Here is a 15,774-nt window from a genome sequence, read left to right as displayed (position 1 = left end):
CTAAGCTAAAGGTAGTTTATATTCAGGAGGTTTCCATTATGGCAGACAAAGCAATTACCGCTGAACAAATGCGACACTATGATTCATACACAATTAACACAATTGGCATTCCGTCATTAGTATTGATGGAACGCGCAGCATTGGCAGTTCGTGATGAAGTACTAAATGCATTTCCGTTGAATTTACAAAACATTGTGGTGGTTGCCGGAAGTGGCAATAACGGCGGAGATGGACTAGATGTCGCCCGTCTCCTCCATATTGCCGGTGTAAAAGTCACTATTCTAAATGTTGGTAATCCGGACCACGCTTCCAATGAACACCAAGTTCAAGATCGAATTTGTCAGTACTATAAAATTCCGCAAACTTCAGATCTTAATGTTCTGAAAGACGCATCATTGATTGTCGATGCCCTGTTTGGTATCGGCATTGATCGTCCTGTTGAAGGCAACTATGCTACAGCAATTGAGGCTATTAATAATAGTGACGCCGTGGTGGTTGCCGTTGATATGCCATCAGGTATTAATACCGATACTGGAGAAGTAATGGGCGTTGCCGTTAATGCAACGGCAACCGTTACCTTTGCTGTAAATAAGGTTGGTTTAACTAAAAGTGCTGGTAAAAAACATGCTGGTCGGGTAGTTGTTGCTAGTGATATGGGGACATATCCAGTTGACGATTAGTGATATTAATATTCATTTTTAATTTAAATGTATAAAATATCACTGAATAAGCTTGATTTTAGATGCATTATCTCAGATAATTAGTGAAATAGTTCTCATAGTTAATATGATTCTATTGTATTTGAACTATCTTAAATGGAGGGACCATTATGAGTAAAATTTTTGCTTTTAGTATCCGAAAAGATGAAGAACCTTATTTAAAGGAATGGGCTGCTGCTCATCCTGCAGTTGAGGTTGACTTCACCGATAAGCTATTAACACCTGAAACTGCTAGTTTAGCAAAGGGTGCTGATGGTGTCGTTGTATACCAACAATTAGATTACACTCCTGAAACGCTTCAAGCATTGGCAGACTTAGGAATCACTAAGATGTCACTGCGGAACGTTGGGGTTGATAACATTGATATGGATAAGGCCAAGGAACTTGGCTTTGAAATTACCAATGTTCCAGTTTACTCACCAAATGCAATCGCAGAACATGCCGCAATCCAAACTGCACGTGTTCTTCGTCAAGACAAGGTCTTAGACGAAAAGATCGCTAAGGGTGACCTTCGCTGGGCACCAACTATTGGTCGTGAAGTTCGTGACCAAACTGTTGGGGTTATCGGAACTGGTCACATTGGCCAAGTTTACATGCAAATCATGGAAGGCTTCGGCGCAAAGGTTATTGCTTACGATGCCTTCAAGAATCCTGAACTTGAAAAGAAGGGTTACTACGTAGACTCACTTGATGATCTTTACAAGCAAGCTGATGTTGTCTCCCTTCACGTTCCTGCATTGAAGGATACTATTAACATGATTAACGATGACACTATCGCTAAGATGAAGGATGACGTAGTTCTTGTTAACGTATCACGTGGTGCATTAGTAGATACTGATGCTGTTGTTCGGGCATTGGATAGTGGTAAGCTCTTTGGTTTCGTTATGGATACTTACGAAGACGAAGTTGGGATCTTCAACGAAGACTGGCAAGGTAAAGACTTCCCAGATGCACGTTTAAAGGACTTAATTGACCGTCCTAATGTATTGGTAACTCCACATACCGCCTTCTACACTACTCACGCAGTTCGCAACATGGTAGTTAAGGCATTCGATAATAACCTCGCATTAGTTGAAGGCAACACTCCAGAAACACCAGTTGAAGTAAAGTAAACCTTAAATAAAAATTATCAATTATAGATAAAGGGGCCAGGAAAAACAAAATGTTTTTCCTGGCCCCTTTACTATTTACCGCAAATACTTTGTTGGCTCAGCAACAAAATCTGCAATCTTAACATCAACCGTATCCTTAGTAGCAGCATTCTTTAGTTGGAACTGCCCTTCATCAACTTCACGTTCACCAAAGACCGCAAAGTACTTTGCATTACGGCGGAAAGCTTCTTTAATTTGCTTACCAACCTTAACGCCACTGTAATCTTTATCAGCAACAACGCCCTTATCACGGATTTGATTTAGAATCTTAAAGGCAAGGTTATCGCCAGCTTCATTTGCACTAGCAAAGAAGACATCTAATTGATCTTGAGGAGCAAATTCTGGATTCTCTTGTTGAAGGAGCAACATTAATCGTTCTACTCCCATTCCGAAACCAATTCCACCTTCTTCAGGGCCACCAAGCTGGTTAATAAGGCCATTGTAACGACCACCCGCACAAACAGTAGTGTAGCCGCCCCCAAATACTGGTGAATCTGACATAATTTCAAAGATCGTGTGGTTATAGTAATCCAGACCACGAACCATGTTGGTATCAATTTCGTAATCAATTCCAAGTTCCTTCAATAGGGATTGAACTTGATCAAAGTAATTCTGTGACTCTTCGTCCAGGTAATCCAAAATGGATGGTGCTTGAGCAACGATCTTTTGGTCTCCAGCATCCTTACTATCTAAAACACGGAGAGGGTTCCGGTACATCCGCTCCTGAGAATCAGAACTCAATTCATCATAGTGGGGCTTCAGGAAGTTAATCAATGCTTCACGATAGTCTTCACGAACCTGCTTATCACCTAAAGTATTAATTGTTAACTTCACATTTGGAACACCGAACCGCTTAAACAGCTGCATTGCCATTGCGATTACTTCAACATCAATTTGTGGAGATTCATTATTTAATGCTTCAACACCAATTTGATGGAATTCCCGTTGGCGTCCTGATTGTGGACGTTCATAGCGAAACATTGGTCCCATGTAGTAAACCTTATATGGCTTAGGATATTCAGGACCATACAACTTATTTTCAACGTATGCCCGAACAACACCAGCAGTTCCCTCTGGACGCAAGGCAATGTGCCGGTCACCCTTATCATGGAAATCATACATTTCCTTTTCAACGATGTCCGAAGTATCACCAACATTTCGTGAAAAGACATTGTAATCTTCAAACATCGGTGTCCGGATACCGCGGTAACCAAATTGGTCAAAGACTTCACGCGCAACTTTTTCAACCTTTTCCCAAAGATTAGTCGTCCCTGGTAGTAAATCTGCGGTTCCTTTTGGTTTTTGGTATTCCATACTGGTACTCCCTTCAAAATAAAGCGCCCTCCTAAGACAAAGTGCCTTAGAGGGCGACTAATAAATTAAATCGTCTCTCTATAATTAATCGTTAATCTTAATTATCCATGTGTGATTTTACCATAGCTAGCAGACTTTTTGTACCTTTACCGTGCCTGCTGCTGGTGAATATGAAATAATTTTATTCCTACAAACATCAAGGTAACAATCATCAGCATGAAAACCGAGAAAAATAGTTCTTGATAATTGCCGTGTTCAATTACATACCCGCCATAAAGCGGCCCAATTGCTCGGCCAACTGAAATGACAATATTGTACAAGCCTTGATAGTGACCAGCATTAGCAGTCCCAGTCAATTGAGTAATCCATGCTGGCAATCCTGCAAAGCTCAATGTCTCCCCAATCGTCAAAACCACAAAGTCAATTACAAATTCGACCAAGTTATGGGCAAAGATTAAGAAGAAAAACGAACTGGCAAAAATTAAAATTCCTAACACAATCTGGGTTGAAAGCCGCATATAGGGACTTAACTTGTTAACTAATGGTTGACCGATAATAATAATGATCCCGTTTAGTGTCCATAATAAACTATATGCATAAAACGGAATTCCCATATTAGTCATATGAACTGCCATAACACTTTCCCAAAGCGAATAACTAATATGAATCGTCATTACATTAATCAAAATTAAGAATACCAGGGCAATAAATTTTGAACGGCCCTTGATTCGTCGACCTGGCTTTGAGCGTTGCTGTCCGATACTTTTAACCTCAATATTAAACGTAAAGAGTACCATTAGGGTTAAGCCTAGATAGAATGCCGAGGCAACGCTAAAGACCAGTACGACACTAATCGGCAATAAGACACCCACAAGAAGGGTTCCCAACACTACCCCCACATTAAATGCCATGTAAATGTAGTTAAACACGAAGCGTGCTGGGTGATTGGCAACCGCCGTCCCGTAGGAATTAACAATCGTCATATTAATCCCATCACCAAAACTATTAATTACCATCAGCACCGCATACCATGGCCAACCGTGAATAAAAATCAGTAGGATAATCGGAATGGTCGAACATGTCACGCCTAGCAAAGCCGTTCGATAAGAACTCCAATGGTCAAACAACCATCCCCCAATGTAATTACCAGCCATCATTGCAATTGATATCAGGAGCATCACTACTCCCGCAGTTGTTAACGTTTGTCCTAAATATTTGTTAACATACATCGTTGTTAACGGCCAGATAAAGGCAGCCCCAGTATTATTCAGCAAGCTTGCTAATGCCACCCACTTTAATTGAACCGTTTTTTCTTTCTTCATTCGTTCTTTTTCTAATCCCACAACTTTTTACTGAACTCCTCAAAAAGAAAGAGACTGAGATACAATCTCAATCCCAATATTAAATCCTTATAATTAATTAGTGTTCAGCTACCATGTTTTCCTGTGGCACCCGAAGCAGAGTATAACTAGACGCAATATGATTTGCTCGTAAGCTAAGACCATTTAACGGTGTATTACGGTAATGGCCCGTCATCACCGCAGCAAATGCATGTCCTGATTCGTTATCAATTTTCTGCAGTTTTTCCTTATTCCATGGTAAGCTCGTTGCTTCAACAGGAATAAGCTGCGCTCCATCACTAATTGAACTAAATCGGGAACTAACCATGTACTTAGAATTATCAGCCCAATAAGTGTATGACACGATCGGTCGCTTCCCTGATGTACTATGCTTAGCAAGAACATAATAATAATCGTTCCCTTGATCATGTAATTGTAATGGTTGGTACTTTGTGGATAGCTGTACCTGTTGACGATCATTGTAGTTAATCGGTTGAATAAAGCGAAGGTATACCAAGCTTCCTAACCATAAAATAGCCACCAAACTCATTACCACATACTGGGTAAACAATTTACCATCAAACCGTTTCTTCGTTTTAGCAATTAACATTAGCTGCTTTACCCGAATATAATGGATTACAAAACCTAAAAAGCCAATTCCAAGAATCCACATTAACCAGCCTAGCCAGTTCCAACTCATAATTTTAATTCTCCATTTCTTCTCAATAGACTTAACTTATATTGATTATCACACAAAATCATACCATTGTCCGCCCACATCACCAAAACTTAAATATTTATTCCATTTCATTCTCGCAATCTATGATAAACTTAATTTTGGCATCGAATCAAAGAATGTTCTACAATAGGACTAGTTAATCTTATATTAGCTTTGCTAAATAGCACTAAGGGGGGAATTTTATTTCATGGATAATTTGAACGAAATTGCCCAGGAATTGATCAAATTTGAACGTGAGCACGACATGAACGATAATCAGGTTGCTTTTGGTAGTCACTTATCTGTTGAACGGATTCACGATATCAAATCTGGTAACAGTAACGCAACTGATGAAGAAGCCGAATTAATTGAACGGTTCATGCAAAGCAACAACACCAGTAACGATTAATTTAATATTACAAGGCCCCTAGCATTCAAGAAAAATGAATGTTAGGGGCCTTATATGTATAAAAAACTCTAATTTATTCATTAGAACAGTGAACTGATTATTCCCTAAATTTTACCGGTAATGTTACTGATTCAATCTTCTTTCTCGGGTTAGCTATCCGTTCAAATAATGTCGAAATCAAATTCTCAGCAAGGGCATGGATTGGCTGAACCACAGTCGGTAATTGTGGGGCAATTTGACAAATCAATTGTGAGCCATCATATCCAGTGACAAAAAAGTCACGATTAACTTGGTACCCCTTTTGTCGATACTGCGAAATGATCCTTAGTGCTTGAACATCATTCGATGCAATTACACCATCAAATTGTTTGGCAAAGTCTGTCTGGTCAATTTCTTCTTTAGTTAAGGTTACGAAATTGTGGCCCTGATCATTCAGATAGTCAACTACCCCCTGCAGCCGATTTAACGTTGGCGAAACGGAGGTATCCTCGTCAACAATTACTGCCAACCGGTTCACCTGATGTTGGATCATAAAACGAGCGGCTAATTTACCACCACGATAACTATCGGCTGCAACAATTGGAATATTATCAGAAAGATAACGGTCAAAGGAAACGATTGGCGCAGTCAGTTGCTGATATTCCTCAATTCCCAGGTTATGGGAACCTGAAATAATTCCGTCTACCTGATTAGCAAAAAGCATGTTTAAGTACTCATGTTCAATTTCGCGATTTTCAGCCGAAGAAGCAATAATCGTCTTGTACCCTTTTAGGAAAAGCTGGTGCTCCAACTCATTAACTAATTCAGCAAAGAACGGGTTCGTAAGATTAGGGAAAATCAAGCCAATAAATTTTGACGGTTTTCCTTGCATTGCCCGTGCAAGAGCATTCGGCTGATAGTTTAACTGGTTCATTGCTTGATGAACTTTCTTAATGGTCTTTTCACTTAAGGAACCATAATTGTTAATTACCCGTGACACAGTTGTTACGGAAACACCAGCTAATTTAGCCACATCTTGTAGTTTAGCTACCATACTTCTTCCCCAATCTTTCTCAAACTGTTTTTCATTATATCCTAATATCAAGCTCTGGGGTTAAACAAAATAATTTTAATTAAACAACTAGTGATATAGTGTTTATTAATAGAAGTTATTTAGAAATATATCTTTCGATTGATAAGAATAAATAATCGTTGTTTTTATAATAACGATAAATGTTAAAATTACTTGCTCTTTTAACATATTAATGATACTTTTTATTTAGTTTGAAATCTTAATAACTTCTTAAAAACTTTTACTTTTTATTACCTTTTGATTATTGTTCGATTAGTTAATAAAGTTCCAAGAAGTTTTTCTAGGGGGAGTCAGAAAAATGAATCGATCAGAACTAACAAATTCGACAACGCATTATAAAATGTATAAGAGCGGTCGAAAATGGATGTTCGCTGGTTTAACTGCAGTTACCTTGCTAACAGCAACCGGTGCTGTAGCTCATGCCGATGAAACGCAACAAACCAGCAATAACGCCACTGAAGTTACCGCTAATACTAATTCTAATAGTAACAATACTGACAGCAGTGCTGCTGATAATGTTGCCAGTCAAAGCGCCAACACCAGCAGTAATAGTGAAGTTGTTTCTGCAACCGTTGCAGCCTCAAACGTTAAGGTAACGAGCGCTGCAGTTAGCTCTGCTAGTGCTGCCACTTCTACCGTTGCTTCAGCTTCTTCTGCAAGCTCCGCACCAACAAGTGCTACGAGTTCTGCAGTCGCTCCGCAATCAGCAGCTGCTTCAGCTAACACAACGGCAGCTTATGCAGCTCAAGCTCCAGCATCTTCAGTTGATTTAAATTCGCTTCACTTTAGCAGTAACGCTCATTCACAACAGTTTATCCAAAGTGTTGCTCAAGGGGCAATTGATGGTTGGAACCAATATCGAGTTCTCCCATCCGTTACCGTGGCCCAAGCAATTCTTGAAAGTGGCTGGGGACGGTCAAGCTTATCAACTAGTGCCCATAACCTTTTCGGGATTAAGGGTTCTTACAATGGTCATTCAGTAGTAATGCGGACTCGGGAAGTCTACGGCGGTCGCTCAGTTTACGTTAACGCTAATTTCCGGGCATACGCTAACAACTCTGAATCAGTAACCGATCATGGGCGGTTCCTCAATGTTAATAGTCGTTACCGGAACCTGCTTGGCAATACTAATTACGTTTCAGTTGCTAACAAGCTTCGTCAAGACGGCTACGCAACAGATCCTAGCTATGCAAACGCATTGATTAACCTTATTCGGACATATAACTTAACCCAACTTGACTCAGTTGCTTTCTCCGGTAAGGTCGTTACTAATAAGAACAATAACGGTGATAACAGCAGTTACAATAGTGGCAGTTCGAGTGTAAGTAATACCGGTTACTACACAGTTCAATCCGGTGATACCCTTTCTGGAATTGCTAACCGCTACAGTACTACCGTTAACCACCTTGCTTCATTAAACGATATTAGTAATCCAAACCGGATTTACGTTGGTCAACGGCTCCTTGTCCGGCAACAAGCCAGTTCACAAACTAACACTAATACTTCAAGCAATACTGCTAACATCAGTTCTAGTGCTACAGGTACATATACCGTTCAATCCGGTGACACTCTTTCCGGAATTGCTAACAAATTTGGTACCAATTATGAATCTTTGGCAAGCCTGAACAACATTTCTAATCCAAACCGGATTTATGTTGGTCAAGTATTGAAACTAAGTGCTAACTCAACTACAGCTAATTCTACTCACCAAGTAACTACTAGTACTACTTCAGCAGGTAGTTACACCGTCAAGGCTGGTGACTCGCTTTCTGCAATCGCTGCCCGGTACGGAATGAGTTACGAAACCTTGGCTCGCTTGAACAACATTGCCAACCCAAACCGGATCTACGTTGGCCAAGTATTAAGATTAGGCTCTGGTTCTACTTCTACCGTTTCCAATGTTGTTAACCATTCCACTGCTTCATCTGCTGGATCCTACACCGTTAAGAGCGGTGACTCACTTTCCGCAATCGCTGCCCGGTATGGAATGAGTTACGAAACTCTGGCTCGCTTGAATAACATTTCTAACCCAAACCGGATTTATGTTGGTCAGACTCTTAACCTTGGTACTTCAGGTTACACAAGCCATCATTATGCAGCAAGCTCATCAAGCAACGGTGGTTCATACACCATCCAAGCTGGCGATACCCTTTCCGCAATCGCTGCCCGGTATGGAATGAGCTACGAAACTTTGGCTCGCTTAAACAACATTTCTGATCCAAACAGAATTGTTGCGGGTCAACGAATCGTTCTCTAATCAAATAATTAAATCATTAAAATAATGCGCTTAAGCATGATAAAAGAATCATACTTAAGCGCATTTGTTATATAATAGAGTTATATGTATTGATATGTTTTGGCCTGAGTTTGGATAGTGAAAAGGGTGATTACATGATTAGTCAAACGGGGAGAGCTTTTGCTGACATAGAGGAGATTAGTCAATTATTTAAGTTACTTGGTAATCCGAAACGACTGCAATTACTATATCTCTTAATTCAAGATTCAATGAGCGTAACGGAAATTAGTCAACGGATGAAGTGGGAACAATCAGGGGTATCCCACCAACTGCAGCTACTCCGCAAGTTTAATTTGGTCGAACAGCGACGCGACGGAAAAACGATTATCTACCGCCTCGAAGATCCACAAGTAATGACGCTGATTGCAGATGTGCTTTCACACGCAGAGCAAATAATCCATCGGTAATTTCTAACGGAAAAATAAACGGACGGGGACGTGAAATGAAGCCACAAACGACTCCTATCACATTCCCGCCCGTTTTATTATATTTAATTTTTACCTAGCGTCCCACTATCCACAGAAACTAAGTAAACTTTAAAGCAATTTGATCTTTCGCCATGATGTCCCGAATCACAACTTTCTTTCCATCATGAAAGTCATTATCGGTTAACCGAAAACTCGGGTGACTATGAGCATAAAACTTAAAATAATATGTTGGTGTCGTTGTTAAATCTTCCACTTTAAGTACACCAGTGGAACCATCAGAACAATTAAATTCTTGAGTTGCGTTTTCTTTGTCTTGAATATAAACCGTCGTCATTCCTAACACCTCCATTGTCTATTATACTGTCATTTTCGGATAACCTAAAAATATTTTTAAAGTTTTATCATGATAATAGTCATTTTAGTCAAAATAGTATATTAAACATAAGAAAAGGAGCACCACCGATCGTCAGTCATGACTAATCGATTATGCCCCCTATTCAATATTATTCGATTCTGATCTTTTAATCTGCCGCAAGCGCATCAATTGGATTCAAGTTAGCTGCTCGCCGGGCTGGCAATAGAGCTGCCAAGAATGAAATAACCAACGCTACTATAAAGGCAAAAGCAATATTACCAAAAGTAATTTGAATAATATTATATTTAATCAAGTGATATAGGCCATGATTAATTGCTAATGTGGCAATAAAGACAATGATCAGGGCCAAAATTGCGGAAAAGAATCCAATAAACAACGATTCGGATGTGAACAGTCGGCGAATATCCTTTTTTCGTTCACCGAGTGCCCGTAAAATGCCGATTTCCTTGGTCCGCTCTGAAACTGACATGTACATTGTTACAATAATCATCAAGGCCGAAACAAGCAATGAAATTCCAGCAATGGCAGCAAGCAGGGTAGAGGCTAACTTAACGTAGGTATTAACAGTCTTCAAAATTGAGCCGACCGTCATTGCACCTAGGATTCGCTTATTCTGGGCATTCCGTAAATTATTAACCCGATCAGCAACAGTCTGGACCTGGTTTAGATCCTTAACATTTACAGAAAGAAAGTTAGGCTGGACGCTACCATTAGCTTCGCGAATCATCCTGGTTAGCGTTGCGGAATTAATCGAAGTCCTCACACTAGTACCATTAGAAATGCCTGATACTTTGACATTCCCCTCTGCTTGAACTGGCTTCCCTGAAACATCAACCCAGTTGAAACTAAGCTTAACTGTCTTTCCAATTAATTGCCGATACTTTTTAGCACTGCTTAATTGGATTGCTTGTTGTTTAGTAAGGACGATCTCACCATTACCTGGTTTATGACCCTTAGTAATTCCCCTAGTTGTGGTTGCATCAGTCCAGCTTTCCATTGAAGTGCCGCTTTGTTGGAGATCCTTATACGAAAGCCGGTAACTTGGTAACATATACCCCTTTTCGACAGAGGATATTCCGGCAATCTTCTTCACTTGATTAATCTCACTTTGTTTAATAAACATCGATTGCGGATCCGCCATCATGTTCTGGGTAGACATCTGTAGTTGATCCTGGGTCATCTTTTTCCCAGTGGTGTTTTTTAGGATGGTAATACTCCGGGGATTGGCTAACGAATTAATTTGGTCTTGCATATAGCCATTTACACCATTCCCCAATCCGCTGAACAGGAGGACCGCAAAAATACCAATTGCTGTTCCAAGCATTATTAGCGAATTTCGCCAAAAATTATACATCAAATGCTTAAATGAGGTCCGGTAGCTTGCCATTGCCGGAAGGACCCGTGATTGAAGATGCTCTGGATCATCCGGAATTGGATATGCGGGTCTAAGCCGTTCATCTCCATCAATTTTTCCGTCTGCAAGATGAACAATCCGGGTCCCATGATCCGCTACTTCTTGTGAGTGGGTAACGGCAATTACTAGTTTCCCGTCCTTTGCAATATCATCTAGAAGGTTCAATACTTCTTTTGTATTCTCAGAATCAAGGGCCCCCGTTGGTTCATCAGCAATGATTAACTGAGGATCATTAGCTAGTGCTCGCGCGATCGCTACCCGTTGCTTTTGACCACCAGATAAATGGTTGGGGTGCTTATTAACTTGATCAGCTAACCCCACTCGCTCTAGCAGTTCTAATGTCCGTTTTCGTCGAGCAGCTTTATCTAAGGTTGTCATATCAAGAGCAATCAAAACATTATCAAGAACTGTTAGGTGAGAAATTAAGTTATACGACTGGTAAATATAACCAACAGTTGAGCGCCGATAGTTGTCCAACTGCTTTTCCTTACTGTGATCAATTATTTTCCCGTCAACGATCACTTTCCCCTTAAAATTACGGTCTAAGCCCCCAATAATATTCATTAAAGTGGACTTTCCACCACCGGATTCCCCAAGAATCGAAACAAATTCGCCACGCTCAAAAGAAAGATCAATTCCCTTAAGAACGGGAAATTTCTGTTTATCTAGGTAATATGCTTTGCGGATATCCTTTAATTCCAGAAAGGCCATAGTCTCCTCCTTAACTGTTTTATCTAAACGCTCATTAATATAACGATTATATCAAGGTTACCGCTCTTATAAAATTACCTTGGATAATTCTAAATTAAATCTTATTATCATTTCCCGGGAAATTATTGGGGAACTTTTTCGCGCTTTAGTTTGCCATCCTCTAATTGATAAATCTTATCGGCAAATTGACGTAACCGAAGATCGTGAGTTACTACGATTACCGCCTTGTTTCGCTCAGCAGCTAATTCTTTTAATAGTTTTCCAACCATTTCCACCCGATCGCTATCAAGAGCAGATGTTGGTTCATCAGCTAAAACAATTTGTGGTTCAGTATATAGTGCTCGGGCAATTGCAACCCGTTGATTTTGCCCACCAGAAAGTTCGGCCGGATACTGTTTTAATAGTTTTTCAATTCCAAGTTCATCAAGTAATTGATGGAATTCTTTTTGATCCATGTTGCCATCTTCCTTTACCTGCTGAACCAGCTTAAATTGGTCAGCAATGTTTAAATATGGTAACAGGTTATACGATTGAAGGACAAAGCCAATTTTATTTAACCGAAATTGATCCCGTTTCTTACTCGGGAGACTCAAAAAATCTTGACCATCAATGATTACTTTCCCGCTATCCGGTGTTTGAAGGCCTCCCGCAATCGTAAGAAATGTACTTTTACCAGAACCAGAAGGCCCAAGAACTAAACATAGTTCACCAAGATTGGCCGCAAAATTAACATCCTTTAATACCTGAACTTTACCGATTCCCTTACCGAAGGACTTATTTACATTCTCTAACTTTATGGCTGTTTCCATAATTCTTCCCCCCCTTAATTAAGTGCCTCAACTGGATCAATCTTAAGAATTAGTCTTACAGGTAATAACGCACCAAGTATTCCTAAAACAATCATCACAGCAGATAATCCTAAAATTAAGGGCCAGTTCATCAAGATTGGTACCGTGGTTGGTAACATCAGTGAAGTCAGTTCAGTTAAGATAATTCCTCCAACATCACCAACAAAGACTAAGATTACTGCTTGAGCTAGCGTTGAACTAACTAAGTGCTTTGCTGGAACCCCTTGAGCTCTAAGGACTGCAAAATGAGCCATTTTCTGCATTGTTAAGATATAGAGGAAAACAGCAATGATAATCAATGAAATTACCATTAAAAATGAAATCATAAAGATAAAGGTTGTATTCTGAGCTCGGTAACCCGGCAACTTATTGATAAATTCTTTTGCGGTATAGTGAGCCAATTTGGGTTCATTGCTAGCTGCCTGCTTTTGGTTACTAAAAACACCGCTAGCAACAATTGAATTATTTACTCCTTTTAAATTTCGCCATGTTCCTAAGCTTCCGTATGCAATTGGTGCAATATTCAGTTTTGCATTTTTTGCAAAGCCAACAACTTCATATTTTGGGGAAAGTGAATTTAAGGTAACCTTCTTTCCCAAGCGGTATCCCTTATCTCTCAAACTTTCATCCAATACAATCTGGTGATCATTCTTTGCCCGGTGTCCACTAACTAATTCCAACCGATCCTGGTAAATAAATTGATCACGAGCTAAACCAACAAACTGGATGTTTTCCTTATGGTGATTTGTTTTATCGGTTGTTTCGATAACCACTGGAGTTGCCCCGACAAGCGCATCATTTTTAGAAAGGCTTTTAATTTGATCCTTTGTAATTAATGATTGACTAAGGCTATCGTTACTATCCTTATTCAAAAATACTGTCTGTGTACCCCAAGACTTTATTGCTGCGGTGTTTTCGTTCGCTAGTCCCAACATTAATCCCATTAAAATCAGCATCAAATAACTAATCAGGATAAACATTGCCATTATTAGGCCATAGCGAAATTTTTCATGTAAAATTTCCTTGATTGCTAAAAACATCTAAATCACGCTTTCTGTGTTAGAAGTCGAATTGCTTCGTAACACCGTTCGATAATCTGCTTTTCCTTCTCTGGAGTTTGGAGGCTCTCCTTGATTGCCTCATGACTTAATACCATCACTCCCCACTCTCGACTGTCCTTTGGTTGCGGAGCCTTAGTGTGACTTGGTTTAACTAGACTTTCATTTACTTGAAAATGAAGCCGAATCAAATCTTGATACGGACTGCCATTAACAGCATCTAAAAAATCTTTAATCTGTTTCCGGTACTCTTCCGCGCTAAGTATCTGGCTACTATTCGTGATCTTTTTATGAATTTCAACCATTGCTTGCTGGTAAAGGTAAGCATATGCATCTTGCAAATCATTAAAGTACTTATAAAAAGCCCCACGAGCAATTCCCGCTTCTTTAACAATCCGTGCAACCTGTGCATCAGAAACACTATGGTTACTAAACTCCAGTAATAACGATTGAACGACCTTTTTCCTTTTATCCTCATTTAAATTTAAGAAAGTTGTGCTTGGCATTTTAATTCCCCCGTTGATCGGTTGACATCGTGTCACTTTTCGTTAAATTAACAGTAACATTTCGGTGACACCGTGTCAACCTTTGAGCAAAAAAAAGGATTGAGCTCGTTCTAAACTCAATCTTTTTTATAAAATTCAACTTGTCTTTAGGCTTCTTCCCCAGCTAACTTAACAACAGCCTTAGAAACACCATCAATTCGACCATTTACAAAGTCATCAACTTCCTTAAGGTCAAATTCGTGAGAAAGCAATGGTAAGACATCAACCTTACCTGAACCCATCAAAGCAATTGCATCTTCAAAGCAGTAAGGGTTAATGAAAGCACCTTGAATGGTTAATTGCTTTTGGAATACTTCATAACTGTTAATGGAGAACTTATCATCTGGGTTACCAACACCAAACATTAATACCTGGCCACCACGAGCAGCTGCTTCAACCGCTTGTTCTTGGGTTTCTGGACGACCAACGGCTTCAATGACGATGTCGTAAGTATCGTTAGGAATCTTTTCACCCTTAGCAGTATTAATAGTCTTCGCACCAAACTTGTCGTGGTTTAACTTCAACTTGTCTTCAGAAAGACCACTCAAGGTAACTTCTTCTACCCCTTGAGCAAGTAAAGTTTGAACGAAAAGTTGGCCCATGAAGCCATCACCAATAACCAATACTTTTTGGTATGGGTGCAATTCAAGAAGGTCAACCCCGTGAACAGCACATGAAAGTGGTTCAGTAACCGCAGCCGCCTTTAATGAAAGACTGTCAGGAATTGGGTATACAACCTTAGCTGGTGCAGTGAAGTAATCTTCAAATCCACCATCACGAGTAACACCAACTGCATCTAAATGTTCACAAAGTTCTGGACGGGATGTCCGGCAGTACTTACATTCGCCACAGTAGATGTTAGGGTCAACAGAAACCCGGTCCCCAACCTTAACATTCTTAACTTCTGAACCAACCTTGGCAACCACACCAGAGTTTTCGTGTCCCAATACAATTGGTGGAACAGCATCAGCTGAACCTGGTAATCCAGCGTAGAGTGCGTGATCGGTTCCACAAATACCTGCATAGGCAGTGTGAACAAGCACTTCATCAGGCTTAATTTCAGGCATATCAACGTCTTTAACTTCTAAGTTCTTAACAGCAGTTAATACAAGAGCTTTCATTACTAATACCTCGCTTGTGAAATATTTCTTTTAACTTATGCGTTTGATTATAATCGAATTAGCATTTCAATGTCAACCGGTTAACATAAATTTCTTCTACCACTTAGTGATTTCATTCTTTGTTTCTTTGATTTAAAAATAATTAATTATTTTTATGAATTTTAAATTTTATTTTCGCTTTTTGAAAGCGGTTTGATCCTCGTTAGGTCAACCAAAATTTGTCTTTTGCTTTTCCTCATCCCACTAACAAAGAC

The 15,774-nt window shown here is 39.7% G+C and carries 15 protein-coding genes; 5 read left to right on the top strand and 10 right to left on the bottom strand.

Features of this window, described 5'->3' with window-relative positions:
* The first annotated feature begins 38 nt into the window (after positions 1–38).
* The gene (locus HMPREF0549_RS01110; protein ID WP_003716405.1) at positions 39–680 is read left to right on the top strand and encodes an NAD(P)H-hydrate epimerase; all 642 of its coding nucleotides are present in this window, start codon (positions 39–41) and stop codon (positions 678–680) included.
* Positions 681–829: 149 nt separating this feature from the next.
* Positions 830–1,831 carry a D-2-hydroxyacid dehydrogenase gene (locus HMPREF0549_RS01105; RefSeq protein ID WP_003716404.1) on the top strand — a complete coding sequence of 334 codons (1,002 nt, stop codon included), beginning with the start codon at positions 830–832 and terminating at the stop codon, positions 1,829–1,831.
* Between the two features lie 75 nt (positions 1,832–1,906).
* On the opposite strand, the gene hisS is transcribed toward HMPREF0549_RS01105, so the two are convergent.
* The 3 genes from hisS to HMPREF0549_RS01090 all read right to left on the bottom strand — a co-directional run bounded on the left by hisS (position 1,907) and on the right by HMPREF0549_RS01090 (position 5,224).
* A complete protein-coding gene (hisS, locus tag HMPREF0549_RS01100; RefSeq protein ID WP_003716403.1) occupies positions 1,907–3,184 on the bottom strand; it encodes a histidine--tRNA ligase in 1,278 nt (425 codons plus the stop codon).
* Positions 3,185–3,330: 146 nt separating this feature from the next.
* Positions 3,331–4,506 carry an MFS transporter gene (locus HMPREF0549_RS01095; protein ID WP_003716402.1) on the bottom strand — a complete coding sequence of 392 codons (1,176 nt, stop codon included), beginning with the start codon at positions 4,504–4,506 and terminating at the stop codon, positions 3,331–3,333.
* 97 nt (positions 4,507–4,603) lie between these two features.
* Positions 4,604–5,224 carry an LVIS_2131 family protein gene (locus HMPREF0549_RS01090; RefSeq protein ID WP_003716401.1) on the bottom strand — a complete coding sequence of 207 codons (621 nt, stop codon included), beginning with the start codon at positions 5,222–5,224 and terminating at the stop codon, positions 4,604–4,606.
* A gap of 226 nt (positions 5,225–5,450) precedes the next feature.
* On the opposite strand from HMPREF0549_RS01090, the gene HMPREF0549_RS01085 reads away from it, so the two are divergent.
* Positions 5,451–5,651: an LBP_cg2779 family protein gene (locus HMPREF0549_RS01085; RefSeq protein ID WP_003716400.1), complete on the top strand. Its 201-nt coding sequence runs from the start codon at positions 5,451–5,453 to the stop codon at positions 5,649–5,651.
* 97 nt (positions 5,652–5,748) lie between these two features.
* On the opposite strand, the gene HMPREF0549_RS01080 is transcribed toward HMPREF0549_RS01085, so the two are convergent.
* Positions 5,749–6,684 carry a LacI family DNA-binding transcriptional regulator gene (locus tag HMPREF0549_RS01080; RefSeq protein WP_040530641.1) on the bottom strand — a complete coding sequence of 312 codons (936 nt, stop codon included), beginning with the start codon at positions 6,682–6,684 and terminating at the stop codon, positions 5,749–5,751.
* Positions 6,685–7,021: 337 nt separating this feature from the next.
* Here HMPREF0549_RS01080 and HMPREF0549_RS01075 point away from each other — a divergent pair, with 337 nt between their 5' ends.
* A complete protein-coding gene (locus tag HMPREF0549_RS01075) occupies positions 7,022–8,980 on the top strand; it encodes a LysM peptidoglycan-binding domain-containing protein (protein WP_003716398.1) in 1,959 nt (652 codons plus the stop codon).
* Positions 8,981–9,114: 134 nt separating this feature from the next.
* Positions 9,115–9,426 carry an ArsR/SmtB family transcription factor gene (locus HMPREF0549_RS01070; RefSeq protein WP_040530638.1) on the top strand — a complete coding sequence of 104 codons (312 nt, stop codon included), beginning with the start codon at positions 9,115–9,117 and terminating at the stop codon, positions 9,424–9,426.
* 118 nt (positions 9,427–9,544) lie between these two features.
* On the opposite strand, the gene HMPREF0549_RS01065 is transcribed toward HMPREF0549_RS01070, so the two are convergent.
* The 6 genes from HMPREF0549_RS01065 to HMPREF0549_RS01040 form a co-directional block, all read right to left on the bottom strand.
* Positions 9,545–9,781 carry a hypothetical protein gene (locus HMPREF0549_RS01065; RefSeq protein ID WP_040530635.1) on the bottom strand — a complete coding sequence of 79 codons (237 nt, stop codon included), beginning with the start codon at positions 9,779–9,781 and terminating at the stop codon, positions 9,545–9,547.
* A gap of 187 nt (positions 9,782–9,968) precedes the next feature.
* A complete protein-coding gene (locus HMPREF0549_RS01060; RefSeq protein WP_003716395.1) occupies positions 9,969–11,948 on the bottom strand; it encodes an ABC transporter ATP-binding protein/permease in 1,980 nt (659 codons plus the stop codon).
* Between the two features lie 122 nt (positions 11,949–12,070).
* A complete protein-coding gene (locus HMPREF0549_RS01055; RefSeq protein ID WP_003716394.1) occupies positions 12,071–12,757 on the bottom strand; it encodes an ABC transporter ATP-binding protein in 687 nt (228 codons plus the stop codon).
* Positions 12,758–12,771: 14 nt separating this feature from the next.
* Positions 12,772–13,836: an ABC transporter permease gene (locus HMPREF0549_RS01050; RefSeq protein WP_003716393.1), complete on the bottom strand. Its 1,065-nt coding sequence runs from the start codon at positions 13,834–13,836 to the stop codon at positions 12,772–12,774.
* Positions 13,837–13,841: 5 nt separating this feature from the next.
* Positions 13,842–14,360: a TetR/AcrR family transcriptional regulator gene (locus tag HMPREF0549_RS01045; RefSeq protein ID WP_003716392.1), complete on the bottom strand. Its 519-nt coding sequence runs from the start codon at positions 14,358–14,360 to the stop codon at positions 13,842–13,844.
* Positions 14,361–14,506: 146 nt separating this feature from the next.
* Positions 14,507–15,520: a zinc-dependent alcohol dehydrogenase family protein gene (locus HMPREF0549_RS01040; protein ID WP_003716391.1), complete on the bottom strand. Its 1,014-nt coding sequence runs from the start codon at positions 15,518–15,520 to the stop codon at positions 14,507–14,509.
* Between the last annotated feature and the right edge of the window lie 254 nt (positions 15,521–15,774).

Origin of the sequence: Limosilactobacillus vaginalis DSM 5837 = ATCC 49540, from assembly GCF_000159435.1 — a bacterium.
Lineage (GTDB): Bacteria > Bacillota > Bacilli > Lactobacillales > Lactobacillaceae > Limosilactobacillus > Limosilactobacillus vaginalis.
This window is presented reverse-complemented; position numbering and strand designations above follow the sequence as displayed.

Bases quoted from the DNA above. Each gene is read 5' to 3' on its own strand.
- HMPREF0549_RS01110 (WP_003716405.1), top strand. From the start codon at position 39: ATGGCAGACAAAGCAATTACCGCTGAACAAATGCGACACTATGATTCA.
- HMPREF0549_RS01105 (WP_003716404.1), top strand. From the start codon at position 830: ATGAGTAAAATTTTTGCTTTTAGTATCCGAAAAGATGAAGAACCTTAT.
- hisS (WP_003716403.1), bottom strand. From the start codon at position 3,184: ATGGAATACCAAAAACCAAAAGGAACCGCAGATTTACTACCAGGGACG.
- HMPREF0549_RS01095 (WP_003716402.1), bottom strand. From the start codon at position 4,506: ATGAAGAAAGAAAAAACGGTTCAATTAAAGTGGGTGGCATTAGCAAGC.
- HMPREF0549_RS01090 (WP_003716401.1), bottom strand. From the start codon at position 5,224: ATGAGTTGGAACTGGCTAGGCTGGTTAATGTGGATTCTTGGAATTGGC.
- HMPREF0549_RS01085 (WP_003716400.1), top strand. From the start codon at position 5,451: ATGGATAATTTGAACGAAATTGCCCAGGAATTGATCAAATTTGAACGT.
- HMPREF0549_RS01080 (WP_040530641.1), bottom strand. From the start codon at position 6,684: ATGGTAGCTAAACTACAAGATGTGGCTAAATTAGCTGGTGTTTCCGTA.
- HMPREF0549_RS01075 (WP_003716398.1), top strand. From the start codon at position 7,022: ATGAATCGATCAGAACTAACAAATTCGACAACGCATTATAAAATGTAT.
- HMPREF0549_RS01070 (WP_040530638.1), top strand. From the start codon at position 9,115: ATGATTAGTCAAACGGGGAGAGCTTTTGCTGACATAGAGGAGATTAGT.
- HMPREF0549_RS01065 (WP_040530635.1), bottom strand. From the start codon at position 9,781: ATGACGACGGTTTATATTCAAGACAAAGAAAACGCAACTCAAGAATTT.
- HMPREF0549_RS01060 (WP_003716395.1), bottom strand. From the start codon at position 11,948: ATGGCCTTTCTGGAATTAAAGGATATCCGCAAAGCATATTACCTAGAT.
- HMPREF0549_RS01055 (WP_003716394.1), bottom strand. From the start codon at position 12,757: ATGGAAACAGCCATAAAGTTAGAGAATGTAAATAAGTCCTTCGGTAAG.
- HMPREF0549_RS01050 (WP_003716393.1), bottom strand. From the start codon at position 13,836: ATGTTTTTAGCAATCAAGGAAATTTTACATGAAAAATTTCGCTATGGC.
- HMPREF0549_RS01045 (WP_003716392.1), bottom strand. From the start codon at position 14,360: ATGCCAAGCACAACTTTCTTAAATTTAAATGAGGATAAAAGGAAAAAG.
- HMPREF0549_RS01040 (WP_003716391.1), bottom strand. From the start codon at position 15,520: ATGAAAGCTCTTGTATTAACTGCTGTTAAGAACTTAGAAGTTAAAGAC.